The sequence below is a fragment of the Novosphingobium taihuense genome (genome assembly GCF_007830315.1).
Taxonomy (GTDB): Bacteria; Pseudomonadota; Alphaproteobacteria; order Sphingomonadales; family Sphingomonadaceae; genus Novosphingobium; species Novosphingobium taihuense.
Genome location: NZ_VLKJ01000005.1, coordinates 44,546 through 69,557 on the forward strand (window position 1 = coordinate 44,546; position 25,012 = coordinate 69,557).

The 25,012-nt window shown below is 64.4% G+C and carries 24 protein-coding genes; 12 read left to right on the top strand and 12 right to left on the bottom strand.

From position 1 onward, the window contains the following. The 6 genes from IQ25_RS11500 to IQ25_RS11525 form a co-directional block, all read right to left on the bottom strand. On the bottom strand, positions 1-1,014 hold the full coding sequence (locus IQ25_RS11500) for an alpha-ketoacid dehydrogenase subunit beta (protein WP_144905919.1): 1,014 nt from the start codon (positions 1,012-1,014) through the stop codon (positions 1-3). Between the two features lie 16 nt (positions 1,015-1,030). Beyond that, positions 1,031-2,005 (bottom strand): thiamine pyrophosphate-dependent dehydrogenase E1 component subunit alpha, encoded by a 975-nt coding sequence (locus tag IQ25_RS11505; protein ID WP_144905921.1) that lies wholly within the window; start codon positions 2,003-2,005, stop codon positions 1,031-1,033. A gap of 12 nt (positions 2,006-2,017) precedes the next feature. After that, the gene (locus tag IQ25_RS11510) at positions 2,018-3,232 is read right to left on the bottom strand and encodes an acyl-CoA dehydrogenase family protein (RefSeq protein WP_144905923.1); all 1,215 of its coding nucleotides are present in this window, start codon (positions 3,230-3,232) and stop codon (positions 2,018-2,020) included. Positions 3,233-3,237: 5 nt separating this feature from the next. Further along, positions 3,238-4,389, bottom strand: coding sequence for a thiolase family protein (locus IQ25_RS11515; protein ID WP_144905925.1), 1,152 nt, complete (start codon positions 4,387-4,389; stop codon positions 3,238-3,240). Continuing rightward, the gene (locus IQ25_RS11520) at positions 4,386-4,781 is read right to left on the bottom strand and encodes a Zn-ribbon domain-containing OB-fold protein (RefSeq protein ID WP_144905927.1); all 396 of its coding nucleotides are present in this window, start codon (positions 4,779-4,781) and stop codon (positions 4,386-4,388) included. Before IQ25_RS11520 ends, IQ25_RS11515 begins: the two co-directional genes overlap by 4 nt. Positions 4,782-4,964: 183 nt before the next feature. Next, positions 4,965-6,116 (bottom strand): FAD-binding domain-containing protein, encoded by a 1,152-nt coding sequence (locus IQ25_RS11525; RefSeq protein WP_144905929.1) that lies wholly within the window; start codon positions 6,114-6,116, stop codon positions 4,965-4,967. A gap of 109 nt (positions 6,117-6,225) precedes the next feature. Here IQ25_RS11525 and IQ25_RS11530 point away from each other — a divergent pair, with 109 nt between their 5' ends. The 5 genes from IQ25_RS11530 (at position 6,226) to IQ25_RS11550 (ending at position 10,425) form a co-directional block, all read left to right on the top strand. After that, positions 6,226-6,675 carry a DUF3429 domain-containing protein gene (locus IQ25_RS11530; RefSeq protein WP_144905931.1) on the top strand — a complete coding sequence of 150 codons (450 nt, stop codon included), beginning with the start codon at positions 6,226-6,228 and terminating at the stop codon, positions 6,673-6,675. Between the two features lie 130 nt (positions 6,676-6,805). Then, positions 6,806-7,156, top strand: coding sequence for a c-type cytochrome (locus IQ25_RS11535; RefSeq protein ID WP_144905933.1), 351 nt, complete (start codon positions 6,806-6,808; stop codon positions 7,154-7,156). After that, complete coding sequence (locus IQ25_RS11540; RefSeq protein ID WP_144905936.1) at positions 7,153-8,781, top strand: FAD-binding oxidoreductase; 1,629 nt, start codon at positions 7,153-7,155, stop codon at positions 8,779-8,781. The genes IQ25_RS11535 and IQ25_RS11540 overlap by 4 nt, the downstream gene beginning before the upstream one ends. A 1-nt stretch (position 8,782) precedes the next feature. Continuing rightward, a complete protein-coding gene (locus IQ25_RS11545; RefSeq protein WP_144905938.1) occupies positions 8,783-9,535 on the top strand; it encodes an SDR family NAD(P)-dependent oxidoreductase in 753 nt (250 codons plus the stop codon). A gap of 11 nt (positions 9,536-9,546) precedes the next feature. After that, positions 9,547-10,425 (top strand): MBL fold metallo-hydrolase, encoded by an 879-nt coding sequence (locus IQ25_RS11550; RefSeq protein ID WP_144905940.1) that lies wholly within the window; start codon positions 9,547-9,549, stop codon positions 10,423-10,425. An 18-nt stretch (positions 10,426-10,443) separates the two neighbouring features. On the opposite strand, the gene IQ25_RS11555 is transcribed toward IQ25_RS11550, so the two are convergent. Next, on the bottom strand, positions 10,444-11,211 hold the full coding sequence (locus IQ25_RS11555) for a helix-turn-helix transcriptional regulator (protein ID WP_144905942.1): 768 nt from the start codon (positions 11,209-11,211) through the stop codon (positions 10,444-10,446). A 144-nt stretch (positions 11,212-11,355) separates the two neighbouring features. Here IQ25_RS11555 and IQ25_RS11560 point away from each other — a divergent pair, with 144 nt between their 5' ends. The 6 genes from IQ25_RS11560 (at position 11,356) to IQ25_RS11585 (ending at position 18,392) form a co-directional block, all read left to right on the top strand. Further along, positions 11,356-12,453, top strand: coding sequence for an acyl-CoA dehydrogenase family protein (locus tag IQ25_RS11560; protein WP_144905944.1), 1,098 nt, complete (start codon positions 11,356-11,358; stop codon positions 12,451-12,453). A gap of 98 nt (positions 12,454-12,551) precedes the next feature. Then, positions 12,552-14,072, top strand: a complete 1,521-nt coding sequence (adh, locus tag IQ25_RS11565) for an aldehyde dehydrogenase (RefSeq protein ID WP_144905946.1) — start codon at positions 12,552-12,554, stop codon at positions 14,070-14,072. Between the two features lie 167 nt (positions 14,073-14,239). After that, a complete protein-coding gene (locus IQ25_RS11570; RefSeq protein ID WP_144905948.1) occupies positions 14,240-14,548 on the top strand; it encodes an EthD family reductase in 309 nt (102 codons plus the stop codon). Then, the gene (locus tag IQ25_RS11575; protein ID WP_144905950.1) at positions 14,545-14,970 is read left to right on the top strand and encodes a DUF779 domain-containing protein; all 426 of its coding nucleotides are present in this window, start codon (positions 14,545-14,547) and stop codon (positions 14,968-14,970) included. Before IQ25_RS11570 ends, IQ25_RS11575 begins: the two co-directional genes overlap by 4 nt. A gap of 69 nt (positions 14,971-15,039) precedes the next feature. Further along, the gene (locus IQ25_RS11580) at positions 15,040-16,185 is read left to right on the top strand and encodes an FIST N-terminal domain-containing protein (protein WP_144906321.1); all 1,146 of its coding nucleotides are present in this window, start codon (positions 15,040-15,042) and stop codon (positions 16,183-16,185) included. Beyond that, entirely contained in the window at positions 16,182-18,392 is a 2,211-nt protein-coding gene (locus IQ25_RS11585; protein WP_246415751.1) for a hybrid sensor histidine kinase/response regulator, read from the top strand. Before IQ25_RS11580 ends, IQ25_RS11585 begins: the two co-directional genes overlap by 4 nt. Before the next feature lie 11 nt (positions 18,393-18,403). Here the strand turns inward: IQ25_RS11585 and IQ25_RS11590 are convergent, their stop codons facing one another. The 5 genes from IQ25_RS11590 to pedF all read right to left on the bottom strand — a co-directional run bounded on the left by IQ25_RS11590 (position 18,404) and on the right by pedF (position 23,850). Further along, positions 18,404-19,693: an NADH:flavin oxidoreductase/NADH oxidase family protein gene (locus tag IQ25_RS11590; protein WP_144905952.1), complete on the bottom strand. Its 1,290-nt coding sequence runs from the start codon at positions 19,691-19,693 to the stop codon at positions 18,404-18,406. 63 nt (positions 19,694-19,756) lie between these two features. Further along, positions 19,757-20,407 carry a response regulator gene (locus IQ25_RS11595; protein WP_181447238.1) on the bottom strand — a complete coding sequence of 217 codons (651 nt, stop codon included), beginning with the start codon at positions 20,405-20,407 and terminating at the stop codon, positions 19,757-19,759. Positions 20,408-20,527: 120 nt separating this feature from the next. Further along, entirely contained in the window at positions 20,528-22,270 is a 1,743-nt protein-coding gene (locus IQ25_RS11600; protein ID WP_144905954.1) for a methanol/ethanol family PQQ-dependent dehydrogenase, read from the bottom strand. A 267-nt stretch (positions 22,271-22,537) separates the two neighbouring features. Continuing rightward, positions 22,538-23,449, bottom strand: coding sequence for a substrate-binding periplasmic protein (locus IQ25_RS11605; RefSeq protein WP_144905956.1), 912 nt, complete (start codon positions 23,447-23,449; stop codon positions 22,538-22,540). Further along, positions 23,404-23,850, bottom strand: coding sequence for a cytochrome c-550 PedF (pedF, locus tag IQ25_RS11610; RefSeq protein WP_144905958.1), 447 nt, complete (start codon positions 23,848-23,850; stop codon positions 23,404-23,406). Before pedF ends, IQ25_RS11605 begins: the two co-directional genes overlap by 46 nt. A gap of 148 nt (positions 23,851-23,998) precedes the next feature. Between pedF and IQ25_RS11615 the strand changes: the two genes are divergently transcribed. Next, positions 23,999-24,973, top strand: a complete 975-nt coding sequence (locus IQ25_RS11615) for a PQQ-dependent catabolism-associated beta-propeller protein (protein ID WP_144905961.1) — start codon at positions 23,999-24,001, stop codon at positions 24,971-24,973. Positions 24,974-25,012: the final 39 nt, after the last annotated feature.

A 25,012-nucleotide genomic window follows, 5' to 3' on the forward strand; every position in this document is an offset into this window, starting at 1 on the left:
TCAGCGGTAGCCCAGAACCTTGCGCACCGCCGCTTCGATCTTGTCGACCGAGGGGAGGTAAGCAGATTCCAGCTCGCGCGCGAACGGGATGGGAGTGTGCGGCGGGTTCACCGACAGCGGCGGGGCCTTCAGGCTGGCGAAGGCCTTTTCAGCCACCAGCGCGCAAATGTCTGCACCCAGGCTGCAGCGCGGCGGCGCTTCGTCGACCACGACCAGACGCCCGGTCACTTCGACGGAGTCGAGGATCGCTTCCTCGTCCAGCGGGCTGGTGGTGCGCAGGTCGATCACGTCACAGCCGATGCCTTCGGCGGCAAGCTTGTCGGCCACGGCCTCGCAGAAGCCGAGCAGAAGCCCGGTCGAGACGATGGTCACGTCCTGCCCGGCGCGCGAAAGGCGGGCGTGCCCGAACGGGATCATGAAGTCCGGATCGTCAGGCACTTCGCCCGAGACGCCATAGAGCGCCTTGTGCTCGAGGAAGATCACCGGATCGTCGTCGCGGATTGCGGTGCGCAACAGGCCTTTTACGTCGGCGGGCGTGGTCGGCATCACCACCTTGAGGCCGGGCATCCCGGTGAGGATCTGGTGGACGGCCTGGCTGTGCTGGGCTGCGGCATTGTAGCCCGCGCCGTACGCCATGCGGATCACCGCCGGGCACTTGGTCTTGCCGCCGAACATGTAGCGGAACTTGGCCAGCTGGTTCCAGATCTGGTCGAGCGAGACGCCGATGAAGTCTGCAAACATCAGCTCGGCAATCGGGCGCTTGCCCGACAGTGCGAGCCCTGCCGCCGCGCCCATGATCGCGCTTTCCGAGATCGGCGTGTCGATCACGCGGTCCGCACCGAACTTTCCGAACAGTCCGGTCGAGGTTGACCAGATTCCACCGATGGCTTCGGGGCCACCGGGCGTACCCATGCCGCCGACAATATCTTCACCCAGGCAGACGACGTTCTCGTCGCGCTCCATTTCCTCTGCGATCGTCGAGACGACGGCGTCGCGGTACATCATTTTTGCCATTTGTCCGCTCCCCGGCTCAGTACGAGATATAGACGTCGGTCAGGACGTCTTCGGCGGTGGGCCGGTCAGCAGCCTTGGCCTGGCGCACGGACTCCTCGATCACTTCGAGTACTTCGGCGTCCAAGGCATCGAGATCGGCGTGTTCGAGCAGGCCCGCATCGGTGACCGACTTGCGGAAGTTCTTGAGGCAATCGCGCATCTCGCGGATGCGATCCAGTTCACCCGGACCGCGATAGCGCTGCGGGTCGCCCTCGAAGTGGCCGAAGAAGCGTTCGGTGTCGAACTCGACCGCTGCCGGGCCATTGCCGGGGACGCGCACGTAATCGAGCACTTCGCGCATGGTTTCGTAAACCGAGAAGAAGTCGGTCCCGTCCCCGCGCCACACCTTCATGCCGAAGGCTTCGGCGCGGCTGGCGATGTCCTTGTTGGTGCCCACCGCATATTCGAAGCCGGTGTGTTCGGAATAGTGGTTGTTCTCGAACACGAAGATCGTCGCGGCCTTGGTCACCACGGCCATGTTCATCGCTTCGAACGTGGTGCCCTGGTTGCAGGCACCGTCGCCCGAGAAGGTGATGGCGACCTTGCCCTTGCCGTCGATCTTGGCAGCGATGCCTGCGCCCACCGCGATAGGCGCGCCTGCACCGACGATGCCATTGGCGCCGAGCATGCCCTTGTCGACATCGGCGATGTGCATCGATCCGCCTTTGCCCTTGCACAGGCCTTCACGGCTGCCCCAGATCTCCTTCATCATCCCGTTTACGTCACAGCCCTTGGCAAGGCAGTGGCCGTGGCCGCGATGAGTCGAGACGATCTTGTCGTCTACCGAAAGGTGTTCACACACGCCCACCGCCACGGCTTCCTGTCCGCAATAAAGGTGGGTAAACCCGGCGATTTCGCCAGTCTGGATATCGACGTGAAGGCGTTCCTCGAATTCGCGGATCACCTTCATCTGGCGATAGGCGCGCAATAGCGCCTCACGGCTCAGCTGCATCCTTTTCTTCCCTTAAAGTCCGAGCACAGTGCGGGCGATGATGCCCGCCTGCACTTCGTTGGTTCCGCCGAAAATGGTCCAGGCACGGCTGTTGAGATAGCGTGCCGAGGCGACTTGCGCGCCCTTGGAGTGGATGGGGGCAGGCGCATTGTCGCCATAGAGCGGCCGCGCGAAATCGAGCTGAAGCCCTGCGGGCCCGTAAAGGTCGACGGCCAGCAGATCGACATCCTGCCGCAGGTTGGATGCGAGCAGCTTGCACAGTGAGGTCTGCGGCCCGGGCGCGCGGCCCTTGGCGATTTCCGAGAGGATCTTCAGCTCGATCATCTCAAGGCTCTGGATACCGAGCCGCACCTTGGCGACGCGGCGCTTCCAATCCTTGTCGTCCGCCAATTTGCCGCCAGCGCCGTCTGGCTCGTCACGCGCAGCCTGTTCGATCTGGGCGAGATCATATTCCAGCTTGGGCGAATGGCACGATCCGCCACGCTCGTTCTCGAGCAGGAATTTGGCGAGTTTCCAGCCATCGCCTTCCTCGGCTACGCGGTCCTCGACCGGAACGATGGCGTCTTCGAGGAACACCTGGTTGACCTCGTGGTCCCCCGCCAGCGTCAGCAGCGGGCGCACCGAAACGCCGGGCTGGTTCATGTCGACCAGCAGGAACGAGATGCCCGCCTGCTTCTTCACATTGGCATCGGTGCGCACGAGCGCGAACATCTTGTTCGCCCAGTGCGCGTGCGTGGTCCAGATCTTGGAGCCGTTCAGCTTGTAGTGCGTGCCGTCTTCCGAAAGCGTGGCACGGCATTGCAGGCTGGCTAGGTCCGATCCCGAGCCGGGCTCGGAGAAGCCTTGGCACCAGTAGTCCTCGCCGGAGAGGATCTTGGGCAGGTACTTGGCCTTCTGCGCAGGCGTCCCGAAGGTGTAGATGACCGGCGCGACCAGCTTGAGACCGAGCACGGTGAGGTTGGGTGCTCCTGCCAGCGCGCATTCCTTTTCGAAGATGTAGCGCTGCGTCGGCGTCCAGCCGGTGCCGCCAACCTCCTTCGGCCATTGATAGGCGAGCCAGCCTTTCGCGTTCAGCACAGCGTTCCAGCGCTGGCCGATGTCCGGCTCGACAAACACGGTGGGCGAGGCGGCAGCGCCGTCCTTCACCTCGGCCGGCAGGTTCTCGGCCAGAAACGCGCGAACCTCGTCGCGGAAGGCCAGTTCTTCAGGGGAAAGATCGATATCCATGTGTGTCAGCGCTCAAGGATTGTTACGGCAGAGACGCCGGGGGCGCCATAGACATGGCTGTAAGCGGTCTTGGGATTGCCGAGGACTTGCCGTCCGCCACCATCCCCGCGCAATTGCACGACGTTTTCGTAGACCTGTCGCAGGCCAGATGCACCGATCGGTTCGCCGCAGGCAAGGCAGCCGCCATCGGTGTTGACCGGCAATGGGCCTCGGATTTCGGTACGTCCGTCGGCTAGCCAGGCTTCCTGCTCGCCATCCTTGCAAAAGCCATTTTCGGCCATGTGCATGATTTCGGCGCCGCATTCGGTGTCCTGCAACTGGGCGAGCGCGATGTCCTCAGGCCCGATCCCGGCCATGCGGAAAGCGTCTGCGCTGGCGATCTGCGTGGCCGTGGCCTTGCCGCCGCCGATGTCGATGGAAGGCGCGAACACCTCGAACGACTTGGGCGGGCGGGTGCGCATGGTCGCAGCCTTCAGACGAACCAGCGGCTTGCCCAATTCGCGCGCCTTCTTCTCGCTGGCGAGGATCAGCGCGACGCCGCCCTCTGCCGGGGAGCAGAACATGTACTTGGTATAAGGGTCCGAAACCAGCGGCGCTTCGAGGATCGTCTCGATGTCCACCGGCTCGCGCCGCCAGGCGTGCGGGGCGTGCACGGCATTGCGGAACGCCTTGTTGGCCACGCGCGCAAGGCTCGTCTGGCTGATGCCGTGTTCGTGCATGTAGCGCATGATCTTCGCCGCGAAGAACTGCGTGGTGATCATGTAGCCCGCATCGCCATACCATTCTGGGAGGTTGTATTCCGATGGCAGGGCGTTGAACGCGCCGCGCGGATGCTTATCGAAGCCCACGGCAAGGCCGATGTCGAACTCGCCAGATTTGATCGCCATCTGCGCCGAGAAAAGCGCCGAGCCACCCGCCGCGCATCCATTGCGCACGTTGATGAACTGCACGCCGGTCAGGCCCAAGCGCTCGACCATGGTATCGGGATTGCCCGCTGCGTCCGAGCTGCCATAGGCAAACTGGACTTGCGGCCAGTCGATTCCGGCATCGGCCAGCGCTTCGCGCACGGCGAACACGCCTTGTTCCAGGCCCGAAAGGCCATCGGTGCGCCCGAACGGGTGGATGCCCACGCCGACGATGCAGACATCACCGCTCATGCGGCGCCTCCAACAGGACGAAATGCTGGGATCAGCACGGTGTCGGCCGCATCGGGATCGAGCGGGATCATGGTAAGCTCAAGCGGCATGCCGATGCGGATGTCCTCGAAGGCAATGTCAGTCAGGCGCGATTCCACGATCACTTCGCCCGGCAGTTCGACATAGGCGACGGCCCACGGGCGGAACGCCTCGGGCCCCTTGTAGGGTGGCGACTTCGGACGGTAGCGCTGGATGGTGTAGGACCACAGCGTGCCGGTGCGCGAAAGGGCAACCTGCTCGAACCTCTCACCGGGAGGGCACGGGAAAACGACGCGCCCGGTATCCCGCTCGCGCCCGCCGATCAGGTGCGGTGGGTTGTCCTCGGTAATGAGCCCTTCGGCGATAACGTGCATTCCACTCCCGTCCGTGCAATTCCGGCCCGCCTAAATCCGATCGGCGCGATTCCGGTTTCCTGCACTAGACCCGCAGCAGCGTCGTTTGCCGACTCTGCAAAACGCTAGGGTGGGCAAAACGCTAGGGTGGGCAAAACGCTAGGGTGGGCAAAACGCTAGGGTGGTGAAATGAACAGCTCGGGATCAGGCCAGTGCCAGATCCTCAAGAAAGAGCGGAATTCGGGATTTTAGATTGAAGAAGCTCTTGCCGCAGTGATGCCAGCACAGCCGGTCCCAATTCCGCTGATGTTCGGCAAGGCTTATTCCCCTCCGCTCGAGCGCGGTGCCCAGGTCCTCGAGCGCTGAAGCGACATGCCCGATGGGCGCAAAGCCCGTGACGACCTGACTGCAGCCATGCTGCTTTGCCAGCGTAGCAACGTCGCCGCTGCCAACCGGGCATTGCCAATGTGCTGCCGCCCGCGATGCGGCATCGCCCAGCGCGGTCTGGTCCCAGGGATTTCGCGCCATGTCGGCCGCCACGATGACGATCCGCACGTCCAACGTTGGCAGCACGGTTTCGAGCGAGCAGTCCTCCGGTGTGATCAGCACTAGAGTCGGCAATGCCGGATCGATGGCCTTGGGCTCTCGCATAAGCTCTTGTGGCGGCAGTGGCCGGTCATACGGCACCTGCGCTGTCTGTGCCAGACCTTGAGGCCGGAACTTCCCCCCGGTCATCGCGGCGATGCGGTCTGCATCGGCAAGGTAGGTCTTGTCGGCCGTGTGCAGCCCCGCCACCCAGCGCCAGCTTAGCGTGTTGGAAGCTGGGTCTGCGTCCACCAGCTTGTCCTCGAACCACTGCGCGCCGAATTGCCACGGCAGATCCAGCGTGAACACCCAGATCGAGGCAACCTGCATCCGTGCCCAGTTGTGAAGGTAACCCGTTTCGGCCAGTTCCTGCGCCCAGTGGTCGAAAGCGTCGATCCCCGTGCGCCCGGCGATTGCCTCGGCCATAGCCTCGGTAACGGCAGTGCCGGGTCGCATGGCCGTACAGTCGGCAAGGTAGTTTCGCCACACGCCTGGCCGCTGTTCGAGCCAGCCCTTCCAGTAGGTGCGCCAGAACACCTCGTCGATGAACTTGGTGCAACTTTCGATCCGGTGGGCACTAAGCACTGCGCGCACGACTTCATCCTCGCCGATCAGGCGGCGACGCAAGGCGGCGGAAAGGCGCGAGACATTGTCGTGCTGCCCGTTCGGGTCGACCAGATTGCGCTGCGTGCCATAAGCACTGCCAGCCTTGGGCAGGAACCGGGTCAGCCGCTTGAGCGCGGCAACACGCGTGAGGGGAAAGTCGTCCATTGCTTACGCTTAGCCCTGCGCCGGGGCCGACACAACGCGGCTAAACGGGCCTGTTGCGGTGCCATGGCAACAGGGCAAAAGCGCACGTCAGGTCAAGGAGTCCGCCCACATGCCAAGTTCGCCCCTCCCGCGCGCCGTCACCGTGCTCGGCCTTGCCGGCTGGTTGCCACAGGCACTTTGTATCTGGGCCGTGCTCGACAGGGGACCGTACCAGTGGACCGCCAAGGCAGCGGGCTGCTTCTATGCCGCGCTGATCCTGTCGTTCCTTGGCGGACTGTGGTGGATGGCCGGTCTGCTGGGCGGCGTCCGCAAATCCGGGCTCTACGTCGTCTCGGTCCTGCCGAGCTTGGCCGCATGGGCTGCGCTCCTGCCGTGGAGCGAGGGCTGGCATTGGCCGGGGCCATCGCTGGTGGCGCTCGGCCTGCTGCTGCTGGCGAGCCCCTTGGTAGACCGCAAGCTTTCCGGCGATGTCACCCTGCCCGCAGGCTGGCTGCGCCTGCGCGTTTGGATGGCGAGCGGGCTCGGGTCCCTGACTCTGGTGCTGGCAGCGATTGGTTGATAGTCGCAACAGAGTTTCGCTGCGTGCAACGCTCGCGAAGACCGCCGATGGCAGGCAAAGGCTCTGCGCGATAACTCTCCTGTAACGCGAAGACGGCCGCGAAGGCCGCATCGCCAACCGGAGGGGACATATGCCGGAAACCGATTCGACCGGGCTGTTGCGCGGCCTTCTTGCAAGCGGAGCAGTGGCGGCAATGGCGCTCGCCGCGCCTGCCATCGCGGGGCAGAAGCTGGGCGAACCGCAAAGCATCCGCGCGCCGGAGGTCATCTACGCCAAGACCTGCGGCTATTGCCACGGGCGCAATGTCGGCCCGATCATCCTCGGGCGCGGCCTGCCCGCTGAGAGCGTCAAGTACATCGTCCGCCATGGCCAGAACGGCATGCCAGCCTTCCGCCCGACCGAGGTGAAGCCGGAGGAACTCGAAGCCCTCGCCGCATGGGTCGAGAAAAGCGATGCGCGCAAGGGGGAGCACGGACAATGAGTGATCTGAACCTCGATCGTCGCGGCCTTCTCGGCGCAGGCATCATTGGCGCGGCAAGCTTCGGGCTTGGCACCGGCGCCAGCGCGAAGAATCCCGCCCCACTCGCCCCCCACATGACCAAGGCGGATTATGCCGGTGCGATGAAGGCGTTTCGCGGCGTCGTCGGGGCTGAATGGGTCTTCGGTGATGAAGAGGCCGTCGCGCCCTATGCCAAGGTCTATGTCCCTGATCCGATGAACCGCCACGTTCCCATCGGCGCGGTTTGCCCGGAATCGGTCGAGCAGGTGCAGGAACTCGTCCGGATCGCCAACCAGTACAAGCAGCCGCTCTGGCCAGTCTCCACCGGCAAGAACATGGGCTATGGCATGACAGCACCCGCCACGCCGGGGCAGGTCGTGCTCGATCTCAAGCGGATGAACCGGATCCTTGAAGTCGATGCCGATCTTGGCACCTGCCTGCTGGAGCCGGGCGTCACCTACCAGCAGCTCAAGGACTATCTGGTCGAGAACAATATCCCGCTATGGATCGACGTGCCGACCGTGGGGCCGATTGCCTCGCCGGTGGGCAACACGCTCGATCGCGGGGTAGGCTATACGCCTTATGGCGAGCACTTCATGTTCCAGTGCGGCATGGAAGTGGTGCTGGCTGATGGGCAAGTCATGCGCACAGGCATGGGCTCGATCAAGGGCAGCACGGCCTGGCAGGCGTTCAAGTGGGGTTACGGACCCTATCTCGACGGGCTGTTCACCCAGTCGAACTTCGGCGTGGTGACCAAGATGGGTCTGTGGCTGATGCCAAAGCCCCCGGTCTACAAGCCGTTCATGATCCGGCACCCCAACATGGAAGACACGCCGAAGATCATCGAGGCTATGCGCCCGCTGCGCGTCTCCAACCTCGTCGCCAATTGCAACCTGATGATGAGCGCGTCCTACCAGCTCGCCATGTTCAAGCGCCGCAACGAGATCGTCCCCGATGGTGCGCCGCTGGACGAAGTTTCGCTGAAGAAGGCGGCCAAGGCCAATGGCCTCGGCATGTGGAACACCTATTTCGCGCTCTACGGCACCGAGCAGACCGTCGGCGCGATCGAGCCGATCATCCGCGCCAGCCTGACGGCCAGCGGGGGCGAAGTGCTGACCGCGGCCGAGATGGGCGACAACCCATGGTTCCACCACCACGCCACGTTGATGGAAGGCGGGCTGAACCTGGACGAAATCGGCCTGCTGCGCTGGCGAGGGGCGGGAGGGGGCCTTGCCTGGTTTGCGCCGGTTGCCGCCGCGCGCGGCGTGGAGGCGGAGCGGCAGACCGCGCTCGCCAGGGAAATCGTCGAGAAATGGGGCTTCGACTATACCGCCGCCTACGCCATCGGCTGGCGTGACCTGCACCACATTCTCGCCCTGCTGTTCGACAAGTCCGATGCCGAACAGGAGAAGAAGGCAGATTCCTGCTACCGCGAACTGGTCACCCGCTTCGGCGCGCAGGGCTGGGCGAGTTACCGCACCGGGGTCAACTCGATGGACCTCGTCGCGCAGCAGTACGGGGCCGTGAATCGCGATTTCAACGCCAGGATCAAGCACGCGGTCGACCCCAACGGCATTCTCGCCCCCGGCAAATCAGGGATCATCTGATATGATGCGCTTCGAAGGAAAGGCCGTCCTCGTGACGGGTGCCGCCACCGGCATTGGCCGTGCAACTGCTCTCGCATTCGCGCGCGAAGGTGCTGCGGTGATGATCGGCGACATTGACGACCGCGCCGACGAGACCGTAGCGTTGATCCTCGGCGAAGGCGGTCGCGCCGCCTTTCGCCGCACCGATGTGCGCAAGGCCGCTGATCTCGACGAACTGGTCGCGCAGTGCCTCGACCGGTACGGGAGGATGGATGCAGCGTTCAACAACGCCGGTGTCCTGCCCCCGCAGCGCCCGATCCATGAGGTGACAGAGGAAGAGCTGGACCTTGCCATCGATGTCGATTTCAAGGGCGTGTTCTTTGCGATGCAGGCGGAAATCCGCCATTTCCTGAGCGTCGGCGGCGGGGCTATCGTCAACACCGCCAGCGTCGGCGCGCTGATCGCGGACCCCAACATGAGCGCCTATTGCGCGATGAAGCACGCGGTTTCGGGTCTGACCAAGGCGGCGGCGGTGGAATATGCGCAACAAGGTATCCGCGTGAACGCCATCGCGCCGGGCTTCGTGGTGACGCCGATGACCCAGCACTGGGCTGACAGCAACGCCTTCACCGACATGTTCTTCGCCCAGAACATCTCCGGCCGCGCCGCTCGCCCCGAGGAAATTGCCCCCACCGTGCTTCACCTTTGCTCCGACGGCGCAAGCTTCATCAACGGGGCGACCTTCACCATCGATGGCGGCCAGACGGCCCATTGAGGAGACACACCATGCGCAAGTTCATCGCATTGCTCGCAGCGTCAGCGCTTTCCATCTGCGCAGCACAGGCGAAACCCTTGGATTACAAGGTCATACCGACCAGCCCGGTCAGCATGGTCGCCAATGTCACGCTGATCACCGGTGAGAAGGACGCAGTGCTGGTCGACGTGCCCTTCGCCCGCTCCGATGCCATGCGCGTTGCCGCCGAAGTGCTCGACAGCGGCAAGAGCCTGAAGGCGATCATCATCACGCACGATCACCCCGATCACTTCTTCGGGCTCGACGTGCTGCAGGATGCTTTCCCCGACGCGAAGATCATCGCCAATCCGGTGGCGGCCAAGGACATGGGCCGCTCGATCCCGATCAAGTTCAAGCGCTGGAGCGGCCAGCTTGGCACCAATGCGCCCAAGCGCCCGGTTCAGCCCGTTGCGATGACCGGTGACAGCTTCGATCTTGAAGGTCACAGGCTGCAGGTCATGGGGCCGATGCAGGGCGACCATGTTCATTCGACCGTCGTCTGGGACGAGGAAACACGCACCCTGATCGCGGGCGACGTGCTCTACAACGGTGTCTACGTCTGGCTCGGCGAACACGGCCCCGCCCAGTACGACGCATGGCTCAAGGTGCTGGATCAACTGGAAGCGCTGAATCCGGTGCGGGTCGTTGCAGGCCACTCGAAGCCCGGCCTTCCCGATGACAGCATGAGCATCGGCTGGACCCGCGCCTATATCAAGGCCTTCGCCGATGCGCGCAGCCGGTCGAAGACCTCGAAGGAACTCGCCGCGATCATGGCCGCGAAGTATCCCAATGCCACCGAAGTCTACGGCGGTTTCCTGCTGGGCATCTCCAGCCAGGTTGGCGCGGGCGAGATTCCGCCTTGGGATGAATGAGCCAGTCCAGCGCCGCCTTCAGGTCGCCAGCGAGATATAACCCAGCTGCGCGGCCTTGAAGACGGTCTGACTGCGGTTGACCGCGTTCAGCTTCATCGAGGCGTTGTGAATGTGGAACCGCACCGTGGCGCGGCTGCGGCCCATGATCATGCTGATTTCAAGGTCGGTCTTGCCGATGGCTGCCCAGCGAAGGCATTCGACCTCGCGCTTGGACAGGCGCGAGCCCGAGGGCAGAGCCTGGGCCGAGCCCATCGCATGGACATAGCTGGCGATGAAGGTCCGGGCATAGATACCGAAGGCATCGCCGTTCTCGAGGAACACGTCGTCCAGCTCGGTTAACTCGGGGTCGAGGGGGTTAAAGCTGACCGCACCGATCTGCCCGAACGGCAGGTGCACGGGCACCACGATGGCCGCGCGCGTCATCGCCCGCGTCTCGAAGTTTGTGAGGTCGATCGCGGTCAGGTAATGGTTCGGCTGGCGGGTGTGAAAGCCGTTTGCGTTGACCCAGAACGGCTCGCTCTCGAACCGGCAGGCCGATGTCAGCGGCGAATCCAGCGCGATCCTTGAATTGCGCCACCACACCTTCTCGTCGTTCCAGCCGAATACGTCGCGCGCCAGGATGTTGCCATCGGCATCTACCGGCGTGCGCTTGTCCGCAATGTCGTGAGCCGGGGCCGCACGCATTCCGGCACTGGTCGCGATCTGGTGCAGGGCCTCAGCCGCGCGGCGCACGTCCTGCGATGTGCTGATCCTGACCGAATCGATGGACTCCACCGAAAGCTGCAACTCACCTCTCCTGTCCTTATGGCCGTACCCATACCGGGCGCAGCTTCTGGAAACAACGACGCTATTGCCGCAGACGCCTAGTCATTTGCGCAGCATGGCGAGCCGTGCGAACTTGTTACAGGTCATGCCCTTGAGGAGAGGGACGTGAATTTCGACCTGAACGAAGACGAGGAAATGCTCAAGGCACTGGCCGAGCGTTTCGTCGACGACAATTACGACCTTGATCGCCGCCGGGCCTATCTTGGTGGACCGAACGGCTTTTCGCCACAGATGTGGGCCCTGCTGGCCGAACTGGGCCTTGTTGCGGCCCCGCTTTCGTTCGAGAGTGGCGGCATGTCGCTCGATGCCACGGCCATCGCCACGGTGTTTCAGGCGCTCGGCAAGGGCCTCGTGGTCGAACCGCTGATCGAAAACGTTATGGTCGCAGCCCGACTTTTCGAGCGCGTCGCTCCCGCCGAGCTTGCCACGCAGTGGATGGATGCGCTCGCCATGGGCACGCGCCGTCTTGCCCTGGCCCACGCCGAACAGGGCGCACGCGGTGGGCGTACTTTCGTGGAGACCCGCGCCAATGCGGACGGATCGCTGACCGGCGCCAAGTCCTGCGTTCCTGCAGGTGCCGGGGTTGACGGCTACATCGTCTCCGCCCGCGATAGCGGCTCGGCCACCGATGACGCCGGCGTTGCTCTCTATCTCGTCGCCGCCGACGCACCCGGCCTGTCGCCCAATCCCTGGCGCATGGTCGATGGCTCGCTCGCCGTCGCGCTCTCGCTCGATGCAGCGCCCGCCCTGCGCCTCGGCGGTTCGCCGGCCGATGTGGCCGAAGTGGGCGTGCTCGCCTCGCTCGCCCGCTCGGCCGAAGCGCTGGGCGTGATGCAGTCGCTGTTTGATGCTACGCTCGATTACCTGCGCACCCGCCAGCAGTTCGGCACGCCGCTCGGCTCGTTCCAGGCGATCCAGCACCGCATGGTCGCGCAATATGCCGCGATCGAGCAGGGCCGCGCGCTGCTCGATCTCGCCATCGTCAGCCAGGGGTCGGACAGCTTTGCTGCCGCCGTCGATGGCCTGCGCGCTTTCGTTGCTCCGGCCTCGGTCGAGCTTGGTCACGAGATGATCCAGTTCCACGGCGGCATGGGCGTCACCGATGAGCTGTTCATCGGCCACGGACACAAGCGCCTGCTGATGCTCTCGCGCTGGCCAGACGATGGCGTTGCCGCGCTCGACCGCTTCGCCGGAGCCCGCTGACGCCCCCGGTCTATCCTTCCAAGGTACAATTGGCGGCGCGCTGATGCAGGCGCATGTTCCGGGTCGATCTCAACGACAATCGACCCGGAGTACCGAGGATGTTGCAGCAGGCCCTTAGCCAGTTCACTGGCGTATCGCTCATTCGCGAAAAGTTCGACAACTTCATCGGCGGCAAGTGGGTTGCCCCGGTCAAGGGTGCGTACTTCGACAATATCTCGCCGGTGACCGGCCAGGTCGTGTGCAAGGTGGCGCGGGGCACGGCAGAGGATATCGAGCTGGCGCTCGACGCCGCACACGCCGCCAAGGACGCGTGGGGGAAGATGTCCACCACCGAGCGCTCCAACATCCTGCTCAAGGTCGCCGACAAGCTGGAGGCCAACCTCGATCTCCTCGCGATGGCCGAGACGATCGACAACGGCAAGCCGATCCGCGAGACGACCGCTGCCGACATTCCGCTCGCCATCGATCACTTCCGCTATTTCGCCGCCTGCGTGCGGGCGCAGGAAGGCTCGATCGCCGAGATCGATCACGACACTGTTGCCTACCACTTCCATGAACCGCTGGGCGTGGTCGGCCAGATCATCCCGTGGAACTTCCCGATCCTGATGGCGGCATGGAAGCTCGCTCCTGCGCTTGCCGCAGGCAACTGCGTGGTGCTGAAGCCCGCCGAACAGACCCCGATGTCGATCCTCGTGCTCGCTGAACTCATCGCCGACATTCTGCCGGCAGGCACGCTCAACATCGTCAACGGCTTCGGCATCGAAGCAGGCAAGCCGCTCGCCACCAACAAGCGCATCGCCAAGATCGCGTTTACGGGCGAGACGACGACTGGCCGCCTGATCATGCAGTATGCGTCCGAGAACCTGATCCCCTGCACGCTGGAACTGGGCGGCAAGAGCCCGAACATCTTCTTTGCCGACGTGATGGATCACGACGACGACTTCCTCGACAAGGCGCTCGAAGGCTTCACCATGTTCGCGCTCAACCAGGGCGAGGTCTGCACCTGCCCGAGCCGCGCTCTGGTGCACGAGTCGATCTATGACCGCTTCATGGAAAAGGCGATTGCCCGCGTCGAGGCAATCAAGCTCGGCAGCCCGCTCGATGCCGGAACGATGATCGGCGCGCAGGCTTCGAACGACCAGATGGAGAAGATCCTCTCCTACATCCAGATCGGCCGCGACGAGGGCGCCAAGGTTCTGACCGGCGGCGAGCGTGCCATGCATGAGGGCGATCTGGCGCAGGGCTACTATGTGCAGCCGACCGTGCTCGAAGGCCACAACAAGATGCGCGTCTTCCAGGAAGAGATCTTCGGTCCGGTCCTTGCCGTGACCAAGTTCTCGACCGACGAGGAAGCGCTCGAGATCGCCAACGACACGCTCTACGGCCTTGGCGCCGGCGTGTGGACCCGCGACGGAACCCGCGCCTACCGCTTCGGCCGCGGCATCCAGGCGGGCCGCGTGTGGACCAACTGCTATCACGCCTATCCGGCCCACGCCGCTTTCGGTGGCTACAAGCAGTCGGGCATCGGGCGCGAAACGCACAAGATGATGCTCGATCACTACCAACAGACCAAGAACCTGCTGGTCAGCTACAGCCCCAAGAAGCTCGGGTTCTTCTGAGGCTGGCCTGAATGATACCCCAAACAATTCTGGCGTGATCGCTGGGCGGGAGACGGCGCGGTGCAGGGAGGAAGGTCCCGCCCGCGCCGTCACCGTTTGTGTTCTGCCCTTTGCCAATGCGCCACAAGAGCGCAAAGATGAAGCGACAACAATGAGAGGATGAACGGATGGCCCAGGTCGTCGTCAACGTGTTCTACAACGCCCCAACCGATGCGGAGGCGTTCGAGGCCTATTACTTCGGCACGCACATGCCCATTGCCGAAAAGATTCCGTCGGTTGAAAAAGTGGTCCTACTCAAGGGCCTGCCCGGACCTGATGGCAGCCCTCCGCCATACTACCGCCTGACGCAGATCTGGTTCGCCGATGCCGCCGCGATGGCCGCGGGCATGGGCTCGGTCGAAGCGCAGGCGGCCACCGGCGACATTCCGAACTTCGCCACGGGCGGCGCTTCGGTCATGATATCGGAGGCAGGGTGAGCGACCTGCCGCCCCGCATTCTGAACACGCCCGAGGCCGGGGAGTGGATTTCCCGGCTGACGGCAACCCATGGGCCGCTGATGTTCCACCAGTCGGGCGGCTGCTGCGATGGCTCTGCCCCGATGTGCTTCGTCGCCGGGGAATTCCGCGTCGGCGGGCAGGACGTGCTGCTTGGCCATGTTGCTGAAGCCACGCCGGTGTGGATCGGGGCCGCGCAGTTCGAATACTGGCGTCACACGCAGGTCACCATCGATGTCGTGCCGGGACGGGGTGCGGGCATGAGCCTTGAGGCGCCCGAAGGGGTCCGCTTCATTGTTCGCAGCCGGGTCTTCACCGATGAGGAGAGCGCTGCGCTCGAAGCGGCTGGCGAACCCTTGCGCGGCGATGCGCCAGCGCTTGGCGAAGGCGCACTATCGCCCTAAGCTGGCAAATGCAGGAGAACCCGCAAGAGGTCGCCCATGGAGGATGCAGTGATGGAAATGGCGACGGAGATGGCGACATCTGGCGATGATGCGCGGATGATCGCTTGCACGTCGCGTGCCGCCGATCCGCAGGCTGCAGTTGCCGAACTTGCCGAAGGCTTGGATGGCCGCAAGCTCGCAGGCGCGCTGCTGTTCTGCTCCAACGCCTATCCGCGCGAAGCCCTGCAGCAGGCCCTGGCCGAGCGCATGCCAGATGTCCGTCTCTATGGCTGCACCAGCGCGGGCGAACTGACCGAGCAGGGCTACGATACCCATTCGGTCGTCCTCATCGGCTTTCCCGAAGGGCCGTTTTCGATGGCCTCGCTGCGCTTCGACGATCTCGACCGCTTCGATCCCGCCGCCGCCCAGGGCGCGATCCGCCAGCTTGTTGCCCAGTCCCGGCGCGACAACGGCGCGGGCGAGGGGCTCCATCAGGTCGCCCTGTTCTTCGTCGATGGCCTGTCCCACCGCGAGGAACTGCTGACGATGACCGCGCAGCACGCGCTGGGCGATATCCAGCTCATCGGCGGATCGAGCGGTGATGGCCTGTCGTTCCGGGATACGGCGATCTTCCACGAAGGCGCCTTCCACAAGGACGCCGCCGTGATCGTCCTGCTCACCAGCCGCCGCCCCATGCACGTCTTCTGCAAGAGCTTCTACCGCCCTGGTCCGGCCAAGATGGTGATCACCGAGGCCGATGCTGAATCGCGCGTTGTCACCGAAATCAACGCTGCGCCTGCTGCCGAGGAATACCGTCGCCTTGCCGGCAGCCCGCTATCCGAGCTCAACGCCCAGTTCTTCGCCGCCTATCCCCCGATCGTGCGCACCGGCGGCCAGTTCCACGTCCGCTCGATTCAGACCGCGAACGACGACGGTTCGCTGACCTTCTACTGCGCGATCGATACCGGAGTGGTTCTCTCGATCGGCGAGCCGGTGGACCGGCTCGCGGAAATGGAAGTTCTATTTGACGAGATCGGCCGCAAGGTGGGCGAGATCGACCACGTCGTCGGCTTCGATTGCGTGCTCAATCGCTTGGACGCCGAAGACCGCCAGCAGGCAGGCGCGGTCTCGCGGATGTACGTCGCCAACCGCGTGTTCGGCTTCAACACTTATGGCGAACAGTTCCGCGCCGCGCACATGAACCAGACCTTCACCGGTCTTGCGGTCGGCCGATGAGCAATTCGGGCCTCACCGGCATCCTCGCACCCGCGATGGTCAACGGCGAGGACGAGGTGACCGCCCTGCGCGCCCGCGTGCGCCAGCTGGAAAAGATCAATGCCGCGCTCATGGACCGGGTCGAACGCTCGGTCGACATGGAGGGCGGCGCGTTCTCGATGTTCGAGACGGCCATTGCGCTCGAATCCGTGGTGCGGGACCGCACCAGCGCGCTCGAAGCGGCGATGGCCGAACTCGCCGCCGCGAACGAAGACGCCACCGCCGCCCGCGTCCTCCTGCGCGACGCCATTGAATCGCTGAGCGACGGCTTCGCCCTGTTCGATTCAGGCGATCGGCTTATCCTGTGCAACCGCGCGTTCCTGAAGATATTCCCCGCGGTTGAGCCGATTTCGGGCGACAGTCCGGAATTCTCCGAAATGGCCAGCCGCGTCGCCCTGACCGGATCGACGAAGGGCGCGGCCATGGCGCCTGACCGCTGGCTGAGCGACCGCGTCGACTGGCACCGCCGTGCCGAAGGAGCGCACGTTCAGGCGCTGAATGATGGGCGCTGGATCCAGATCAACGAGCTGCGCACCAGCGACGGTGGCATCGTCGGCATCTATACCGACATCACCTCGGTCAAGGCCGAGGACGCCCGCCAGCGCGCGCTGGAACTGGCAGAGCGGAACCTCGCCCTTCAGGCCACGCTCGATACCCTGTCCGAAGGCGTCTGCCTGTTCGATGCGCAGCGCCGGATGCAGGCCTGGAACGAGGGGCTGGTCCGCGTGCTTGGCCTGTCGGGCGGAGACCTGCTGCGCCATGTCGAAAGCCATGCCCAGCTGGTCGAATGGTGCAGCTGGCGCTTGGGCCTCGAATGTGCCGACAGCCTCGCCTGGCGCGAGGGCGATACGCGCCAGCTTTCTGCCGAATGCCTGATGGACGGACGGCACTTCGTGATCCGCTCGGTCCCGCTCGGCAATGGCGGCATGGTCTTCACCTTCGATGATGTGACCGACCATGTCAGCCTGCAGCGCTCGCTCACCGAAACCGCCGAACTGCTCGAACGCCGGGTGCAGGAGCGAACGGCCGAACTGGTGGAGGTCAACCGCCAGCTGGTCGAGGCCAAGAACGAAGCCGAGACCGCCAACCGTTCCAAGACCAGCTTCCTTGCCGCCGCCAGCCATGATCTGCTCCAGCCGCTCAACGCCGCGCGTCTGTTCGTCTCCGCGATGGACGGTTTGCGCCTGCCCGAACGTCCGCAGGCATTGGTTGCCCAGGCATCCACCGCACTGGATTCGGTCGAGGACCTGCTCGAAGCCCTGTTCGAAATCTCGCGCCTCGATGCTGGCGCCATCCAGCCCGAGATCGGCCACCAGTCGCTGGGCTCGATCCTGCAGACCTTGCGCGTGGAATTCGCCCCGCTTGCTGCGGCCGGGGGTCTTCAGTTCGACGTGGTGGAAACTGACGCCTGGGTCATGTCCGACGCACGCCTGCTGCGCCGTGTCCTCCAGAACTTCGTCTCCAACGCAATCCGCTATACCGATGCGGGCCGGGTCTCGGTCGAAGTGGCAGAGCTTGACGGGCAGGTGCGCGTGACCGTGCGCGATACCGGCCCCGGCATCGCCGCGCAGGACCGTGAGGAAATCTTCGGCGAGTTCCGCCGCGTCGGCAAGACGCAGAAGATCCCCGGCAAGGGCCTTGGCCTTGCCATTGTGCGCCGCGTCTCCACGATGCTCGGCCACCAGATTGAGCTGGATTCCGTGCCCGGCCTAGGCTCCGCCTTCTCGATCTTGCTGCCCTTGGTCGAGCCGGTCGCCGCCCCTGCGCCCACCGAGCCAGTATCCGCCGCGCCAACCGGAAACGGCGGTCTCGTGCTGGTGATCGACAACGATCCGGCGATCCTCTCCGGCATGGAGGCCTTGCTGGAGAACTGGGGGCTCGAAGTGGTTACCGCGCGCGATCCGGCGGACGACAGCGTCAGCGCCGCCCTGGCGCGCAAACCGGCCATGACCATCGTCGACTACCATCTCGATGACGGTCAGACCGGCGAGGAAGCCATCGCCGCCCTGCGCCGCCGCGCGGGCTACGACCTGCCCGCAATGGTCATCACCGCCGACCGTGGCGAGGAAACCAAGATCCGCCTCGCCGCCCTGGCGCTCCCGCTCCTCAACAAGCCGGTAAAGCCCGCCCAACTGCGCGCCTTCCTGCGGCAGAGGGACGTGCTCTAGGGCCCAGCAATCTATAGCAGACGCCGCGCCTTCATCCACGCCTTGGCTTGGCCCTGCACCTGCAACAATGAGGCAAAGACCGATTTGTCCGGATCGGGCCGCCCGGTTCGACCCAGCGCATCGATCTGGGCGTAGTACCACATCTGCACGCCAAAGCCCGCGATCGTGCGCAGCATGTCGAACCGCTCAAGCCAGCGCAGGGCAGGGGGCAACAAGCGAAGAGTGCTCTCGAAGCGCGGCAAGTCCGCCCGGTCTTCCAGAAGGTCGCGGCAGGCCGCAGGCGCACCGCACAGCGGACGGCCGATGCCGATCAGGTCTGCCGCGCCCGTCTCCAGCGCATGCTGCATCGCCGCCCTGCTGCGAAAGCCACCTGTGACCATCAGCGGCATCTTCGTCAGGCTTGCCTTCATCGCCTTTGCGAAGTCGACGAAATAGGCCTCGCGCGCGGCGGTGGAGGCAGGCACGTCGGGCCGCTCCACGGCCTCCAGTCCTTCCATGTCCATCATCGCGGGCTGTTCATAGGACCCGCCCGAAACCTCCAGCAGATCGACGCCTGCCGCTTCCAGCCAGCGCGCCACTTCAAGGCTCTCCTCGAAGGCAAATCCGCCGCGCTGGAAGTCTGCCGAATTGAGCTTGACCGAAATGCCGAAGGCCGGTCCCACCGCGTCACGCACCGCGCGCACCGCCTCCATCAGGAACCGCGCCCGGTTCTCCAGCGATCCGCCCCACCGGTCTGTACGCTGGTTGCTGCGCGGGCTGAGGAACTGCGAGAGCAGGTAGCCGTGCGCGGCATGGACCTGCACCCCGTGAAAGCCCGCCTCCTGCGCAGCCTTGGCACAGGTAGCGAAGCGGCCGATCAGGTCGAGGATCTCTGCCTCTTCCAGCGGCACCGGCTCGCCGAATTGCCCGCCGGGAAGCCCGAGCTTCACCGCCGAGGGTGCCTTTGGGTGCGGATTGACCGTGCTCTGCGTCTGGCGACCCGCATGGCTGATCTGCATCCACAACAGGTTGCCGCCGCGCGTCCCCGCCTCGGCCCAGCGCGCCAGCGCCGCCTTCATCGCTGTATCGGGCGCGCGGTCCACGATCACGTTGCCGGGTCGCTCGAGATGGTCGCCGTCGATCTGCACGTTGCCGGTAATCAGCAGCCCTGCGCCGCCGTCGGCCCAGACGCCATAGAGACGGTCCAGTTCGGGCGTCGGCCTGCCTGCGGGATCGGCCAGACCCTCGGTCATCGCACCCTTGGCAAGGCGATTTGGGATCACGATCCCGCACGGCAGGGCAAGAGGTGTTTCGATCAACATGGCAGTCTCCCGCGCGCAATCTGCCAGACGCGCGGCGAAGAGCAATTGCCCCTTCGTGACCGATTATCCCTTGAAGCCGATCTTCCCGGCCATGATGACAGCCTGCGTGCGCGAGAAGACATTCATCTTCTGCAGGATCGCGGAAACGTGCGCCTTCACTGTCGTCATCGATACGTCGAGTTCATAGGCGATCTGCTTGTTGAGCCGCCCTGCCACGAGATGCCCCAGCACCACGCGCTGCTGCGGGGTCAGGCTGTCGATGCGGCTCCGGATCAGGTCTTCCTCGGCAGCCGCGCTGTCATCGCCTTCCAGCTCGGGCATGTAGATCTCGCCCGAAAGCACCTGATGCAGCGCGTCGACGATCGCCGCACGTTTCAGGCTCTTGGGGACAAAGCCCGCAGCGCCAGCGGCCAGAGCATCGCGCACCACCTTGCGGTCGGTCACGCCCGAGACCATCACCACGGGCGTTGCCGGAAACCGGTCGCGCAGGGCTTCAAGGCCGGAGAGGTGCGAAACATCGGGAATGTTGAGGTCGAGCAGGACGAGGTCGACATCGCCTTCTGCCGCCAGCGTATTCAGCGCCGCTTCCAGGCTGTCCGCCTCAAGGATGGTGCAGTTGGGGAAGGCATCGTCGAAGATCGAGCGCAGGCCATCGCGGACCAGTGAATGGTCATCCACGATGAGAACGCGTTCAGGCGATCCGTTCTCTGCCATGGCAGCGCTCCCCCCATCGAGTGCGAATGCGGTTAGTGTGGCGGTATTCGTCATTGGTCTCTACCCGGGGAGGGGGTGGAGCGCCAGACCTGAGGAGAAGTCCGGCGCTCCGGGGAAACATCACTTCGGCAGCTTGAACACCCAGAGCGAACCGCCCTGGCTGATTTCCTTGAAGGTCTTGGCCACTTCGCCGCCCCACAGCGGCACCGCGCCACCCCAGCCGGACATGACGGCGACGTACTGCTCGCCATCCTGCTCCCAGGTGACGGGCGAGCCGACCACGCCCGAGCCGGTCTGGAACTTCCACAGTTCCGTACCCGTCTTGGCGTCGAACGCCTTGAGGTAACCTTCAGGCGTGCCGGTGAACACCAGGTTGCCGCGCGTGGCCAGAACGCCGCCCCACAGCGGAGCCTTGTTCTTGTATTCCCACACGATCTTGCCGGTCACCGGGTCCATCGCACGCAGCGCGCCGATATGGTCCTCGGCGATCGGCTTGATGGTGAAGCCTGCACCCAGATAGGCCGCACCCTTCTTGTAGGCGATGGGCTCGTTCCAGATGTCCATGCCCCAGTCGTTGCTGGGAACGTAGAACAGGCCGGTATCCTTGGAATAGGCCATCGGCATCCAGTTCTTGCCGCCGAGGAACGACGGGCTGGCAAACACGGTCGTGCCCTTCTCCGCACCGTTGGGCGCGCCCGGACGGTTGGCGGGGATGAAGTTGGGGCGGCCCGTCTTCAGGTTGATGCCATCGGCCCAGGTCGTCTGCATCACGAACTTGCTGGCGCCAACCAGCTTGCCGTTGGTGCGGTCGAGCACATAGAAGTAGCCGTTGCGGTCAGCCTTCGCGCCGAGCTTCATCGGCTTGCCCTTGATCGTGGCGTCAAACGGAATGAACTCGTTCACCCCGTCGAAGTCCCAGCCATCGTGCGGCGTGGTCTGGTAGTGCCACTTGATCTCGCCGGTATCGGGATCGATCGCCAGCGTCGAAGCGGTGTAGAGGTTGTCACCGGGACGCAGGTTGCTGTTCCACGGGCCGGGATTGCCGGTGCCGAAGTAGAGCAGATTGGTTTCCGGGTCGTAGGTGCCGCCCAGCCAGGTCGCGCCGCCGCCGGTCTTCCACAGGTCGCCGGTCCACGATGCGTTGAGCTTGCCGGTCATCGTCGAAGGCTTGCCGGCCAGCGTGCCCATGTGGCCCTCGATGGTCGGACGCGTCCAGATCAGCTCGCCGGTTTCGACATTGCGCGCCGATACCTCGCCGATGATCCCGAACTCGCCGCCCGAATTGCCGGTGATCACCATGTCCTTGACGATCAGCGGCGCGGCCGTCGCCGAGTAGCCCGCCTGATAGTCGGCCAGCTTCTTGTTCCAGATTACCTTGCCGGTGTGGCGATCAAGCGCGATCAGGTGTGCGTCGAGCGTGGCGAAGATCACCTTGTCGCCATGGATCGCCGCACCGCGGTTGACCACGTCGCAACAGGGCATGATGCCGTCGGGCAGGCGGGCGTTGTATTCCCACTTCTTCTCGCCGGTGCGCGCATCGAAGGCAAAGAGGCGCGAGTACGAGCCGGTCACGTAGATCGTGCCGTCATAGACCAGCGGCTGCGATTCCTGTCCGCGCTGCTTCTCGCCGCCCAGCGATGCCGCGAACACAGGTACGAGGCCCTTGACGTTTGCGGTGTTGATCTTGTCGAGCGAACTGAACCGCTGCTGCTGCGGGCCCATGCCATAGCTGATCACGTCACCGGGCGTTGCCGCGTCGTTGACGATGTCCGCGCTGGTCGGGCCACCCGCAAGGGCCGGTGCTGCTGCAAGGCTTGTGGCGGCCGCAAGGCCTGCCATGAAAGTTGTGAAACGCCGCTTCATCCTGTCCCTCCTGTTATGGGGTCTTGTTCTGCGATGGAGTGCGGTCATGCGGGAATCCCCCCGGTTCGCCACTTGTCCCCGATCGTCACAATGGAGCCTATCTGCTGCGGTCCCGCGCACAATTGAACCTTGGGATAAGATCGACAACTGGTATCATACTGCGCAACACAGGCGCAGCAAAAACGGTTCGGGGAACACCGGTCGCAGTCGGTGTTCCCGTCCCCCCGTTTGCCTGCCGATCGAGGAGAGGCAGGCGCGAATGATACGTCAGGATTGCGCGGAAAGCGCAGGCTTCCAGGTTACGCCATGGCTCTTGAAGATCGCAGCCATCCGCCCGTCAGCGATCATCTGCTCGAGGATTTCCTCCAGCCGGAACCCCAGGTTGCGCGAGTTTTCCTTCACCGCGATGCCGATGTCCCAACCGGGAGACATCATCATCGGCAGCGGGCCCTTGCGCACCTTGATCCCGGCATCGGCATGGTCGGCAACGGCCGACTCGATCTGCGCTGTCGTCGCCACGGTGAATTCCGCGCTGCCATTGGCGAGCGCGGCTGCAGCATCGTATCCCGTCGGCACGTGGACGAGGTCTTTCGCCAGAACTCCCCCAGCGTGGCCAAGCAGGTAAAAGTCGGGGATCGAGGCCAGCTCCACCGTGATCGGCCGCCCCTTGAAGGCTGCTGGAACCGCCTCGCAATTGCCGCCATCACGCGAACAGGCCGCGCCGAACGTTTCGCGATAATAGGGCGCGAGGAACACCACGTTGTCCTCGGCCTGCATCAAATGGCGTTCGAATGGCACGTGCAGCATCACGTCGCAGGGCTGGAAGCCGAGCAGCCCGCCGCGCCAGACCACGTTGCGCAAGTCGTCGGAAATGTCCTCGCCCGCGAAGAACAGCTGGACATCCGCCCGCACGCCAAGCGCCTCAGCAAGCGCACGCGCGATGTCCGCGTCGATCCCCGCCACCTTGCCGCCCTGATCCCAAGACCATGGCCGGTTGTCCGCATAGAGTCCGACCCGAAGGACTCCGAGGTCTTTGACCTTCTCAAGCGGCGCGGCAAAGGCCGAAGTTGCGCTGGCAAGCGCGGTAAGCGTCAACCCCTGCAGGAGAGAGCGCCTGTTGATGCAAATACCGTTCACTCGTCGGTATGCTTTGATTCGATCCAGGTGCGGATCGCCCATCCGGCCTTCTGGCCCAGCACTTCGCCAAACGGTGGCATATATACCTTGCCGTCGCGCGAAGAGCCGTGCTGGAAGCGCTGGACGAACCATTCATCACCACTGTCGCCAGTTTCGAGGTAACGCAGGTCAGGGGCGATGCCGCCTGAGATTGCGTCGAGTCCGTGGCAACGGGCGCAGTTCTGGCCATAGGCTGACTGGCCGATTTCCAGCGCCTTCTCGTTGCCACGATAAGGGTTGACCGTCACCCACGCATCGTTGCCACCGGCAATATCGGGCAGGGCAGATGTATCGACAGCCTGCGGCGTCACGTTGCCATGGGCGGAAAGGCTCGATGCGATGGCGCCGGTGGCGAGCACAGCCGCTGCCAGCAGGGCGGCTCGGCCCTTGGATATCTTGATCATCAGTCATCCTCTGCGACACGGGTGCGAATGATCGTCCGCCCCGATGATGTGCCTTGCTTATCGCGCTTACGGCGTTCTTCAAATTGAACCATGGTACAAGACCAAGGTGTGATATGCGCAAGGCCCTTGAAGCGATATTGTGCGCAACATGGAGAGAAAACTGAAGGCCATTGCTGCAGCCCTGCTGCTCGGCACCGCACTCGCACCAGCTGCTCACGCGAGCCGCGCCTATGTCAGCAACGAACGGTCCTCGACCGTCACGGTGATCGATCTCGACAAGGGCACCGTCGAAGCTGAATGGCCCGTCGGCAAGCGTCCTCGCGGCATCGCAGTCTCTCGCGACGGCAAGACCCTGCTGGTCGCTGCAAGTGCCGACAACGCGGTCGAGATGCGCGATCCCGCAACCGGCGCGCTGATCGCCACGCTGCCGTCCGGCGCTGACCCTGAACAGTTCTTCCCGGCCTATGCCGGAGACCTTCTCTTTGCCGCGAATGAGGACAATGCCGCCGTCACCGCGATAGATCTCGTCAGCCGGAGGGTCGCCTGGCAGGTAACCGTCGGTGATGAACCCGAAGGCGTCGCGCAAAGCCCCGATGGCAAGTGGCTGCTCGTCACAAGCGAGGAAGACAATACCGTCGCCTGGATAGACCTTGCCACGCGCACCGTGGCCGAGGAAATGGAGACGGACGCGAGGCCGCGCCACATCGAGTTCGAGGCGGATGGCGCAAAGGTGTGGATTGCCGCCGAAATGGCCGGCACCGTGCAGATCGCCGACGTCGCCACCAAGGCCATCGAACAGACCCTGACTTTCGCCCCTCCGGGCGTCCCGGCCTACAAGGTCATGCCCTGCGGCATCCGCTTCACGCCAGACGGCAAGACGGCGATCGTCGCTTTGGGCCGCGCAGACAGCATCGCCGTGGTCGACGTGCCCACCCGCACTGTGCGCGGTTACGTCAAGGTAGGCGACCGCCCATGGCACCTTGCCATCACGCCGGACGGCGCCCGTGCCATCGTCGCCAACGGGGCGAGCGATACCGTCTCGTTCGTGGATATTGCGGCGATGCAGGTCACGTCCACGATCAAGGCTGGCGGTGGCCCCTGGGGCGTCGCGCTGGGGCGCTGACTGACCTTCGGCATTATCCCAAAGTCCAACGCCCAAAGT

Excerpts from the sequence above, each read along its gene's own strand:
- IQ25_RS11500 (WP_144905919.1), bottom strand. The coding sequence starts at position 1,014 with ATGGCAAAAATGATGTACCGCGACGCCGTCGTCTCGACGATCGCAGAG.
- adh (WP_144905946.1), top strand. The coding sequence starts at position 12,552 with ATGTTGCAGCAGGCCCTTAGCCAGTTCACTGGCGTATCGCTCATTCGC.
- IQ25_RS11515 (WP_144905925.1), bottom strand. The coding sequence starts at position 4,389 with ATGAGCGGTGATGTCTGCATCGTCGGCGTGGGCATCCACCCGTTCGGG.
- IQ25_RS11505 (WP_144905921.1), bottom strand. The coding sequence starts at position 2,005 with ATGCAGCTGAGCCGTGAGGCGCTATTGCGCGCCTATCGCCAGATGAAG.
- IQ25_RS11540 (WP_144905936.1), top strand. The coding sequence starts at position 7,153 with ATGAGTGATCTGAACCTCGATCGTCGCGGCCTTCTCGGCGCAGGCATC.
- IQ25_RS11615 (WP_144905961.1), top strand. The coding sequence starts at position 23,999 with ATGGAGAGAAAACTGAAGGCCATTGCTGCAGCCCTGCTGCTCGGCACC.
- IQ25_RS11580 (WP_144906321.1), top strand. The coding sequence starts at position 15,040 with ATGGCGACATCTGGCGATGATGCGCGGATGATCGCTTGCACGTCGCGT.
- IQ25_RS11570 (WP_144905948.1), top strand. The coding sequence starts at position 14,240 with ATGGCCCAGGTCGTCGTCAACGTGTTCTACAACGCCCCAACCGATGCG.
- IQ25_RS11525 (WP_144905929.1), bottom strand. The coding sequence starts at position 6,116 with ATGGACGACTTTCCCCTCACGCGTGTTGCCGCGCTCAAGCGGCTGACC.
- IQ25_RS11590 (WP_144905952.1), bottom strand. The coding sequence starts at position 19,693 with ATGTTGATCGAAACACCTCTTGCCCTGCCGTGCGGGATCGTGATCCCA.
- IQ25_RS11550 (WP_144905940.1), top strand. The coding sequence starts at position 9,547 with ATGCGCAAGTTCATCGCATTGCTCGCAGCGTCAGCGCTTTCCATCTGC.
- IQ25_RS11605 (WP_144905956.1), bottom strand. The coding sequence starts at position 23,449 with ATGGGCGATCCGCACCTGGATCGAATCAAAGCATACCGACGAGTGAAC.
- IQ25_RS11600 (WP_144905954.1), bottom strand. The coding sequence starts at position 22,270 with ATGAAGCGGCGTTTCACAACTTTCATGGCAGGCCTTGCGGCCGCCACA.
- IQ25_RS11545 (WP_144905938.1), top strand. The coding sequence starts at position 8,783 with ATGATGCGCTTCGAAGGAAAGGCCGTCCTCGTGACGGGTGCCGCCACC.
- IQ25_RS11510 (WP_144905923.1), bottom strand. The coding sequence starts at position 3,232 with ATGGATATCGATCTTTCCCCTGAAGAACTGGCCTTCCGCGACGAGGTT.
- pedF (WP_144905958.1), bottom strand. The coding sequence starts at position 23,850 with ATGATCAAGATATCCAAGGGCCGAGCCGCCCTGCTGGCAGCGGCTGTG.
- IQ25_RS11530 (WP_144905931.1), top strand. The coding sequence starts at position 6,226 with ATGCCAAGTTCGCCCCTCCCGCGCGCCGTCACCGTGCTCGGCCTTGCC.
- IQ25_RS11535 (WP_144905933.1), top strand. The coding sequence starts at position 6,806 with ATGCCGGAAACCGATTCGACCGGGCTGTTGCGCGGCCTTCTTGCAAGC.
- IQ25_RS11585 (WP_246415751.1), top strand. The coding sequence starts at position 16,182 with ATGAGCAATTCGGGCCTCACCGGCATCCTCGCACCCGCGATGGTCAAC.
- IQ25_RS11520 (WP_144905927.1), bottom strand. The coding sequence starts at position 4,781 with ATGCACGTTATCGCCGAAGGGCTCATTACCGAGGACAACCCACCGCAC.
- IQ25_RS11595 (WP_181447238.1), bottom strand. The coding sequence starts at position 20,407 with ATGGCAGAGAACGGATCGCCTGAACGCGTTCTCATCGTGGATGACCAT.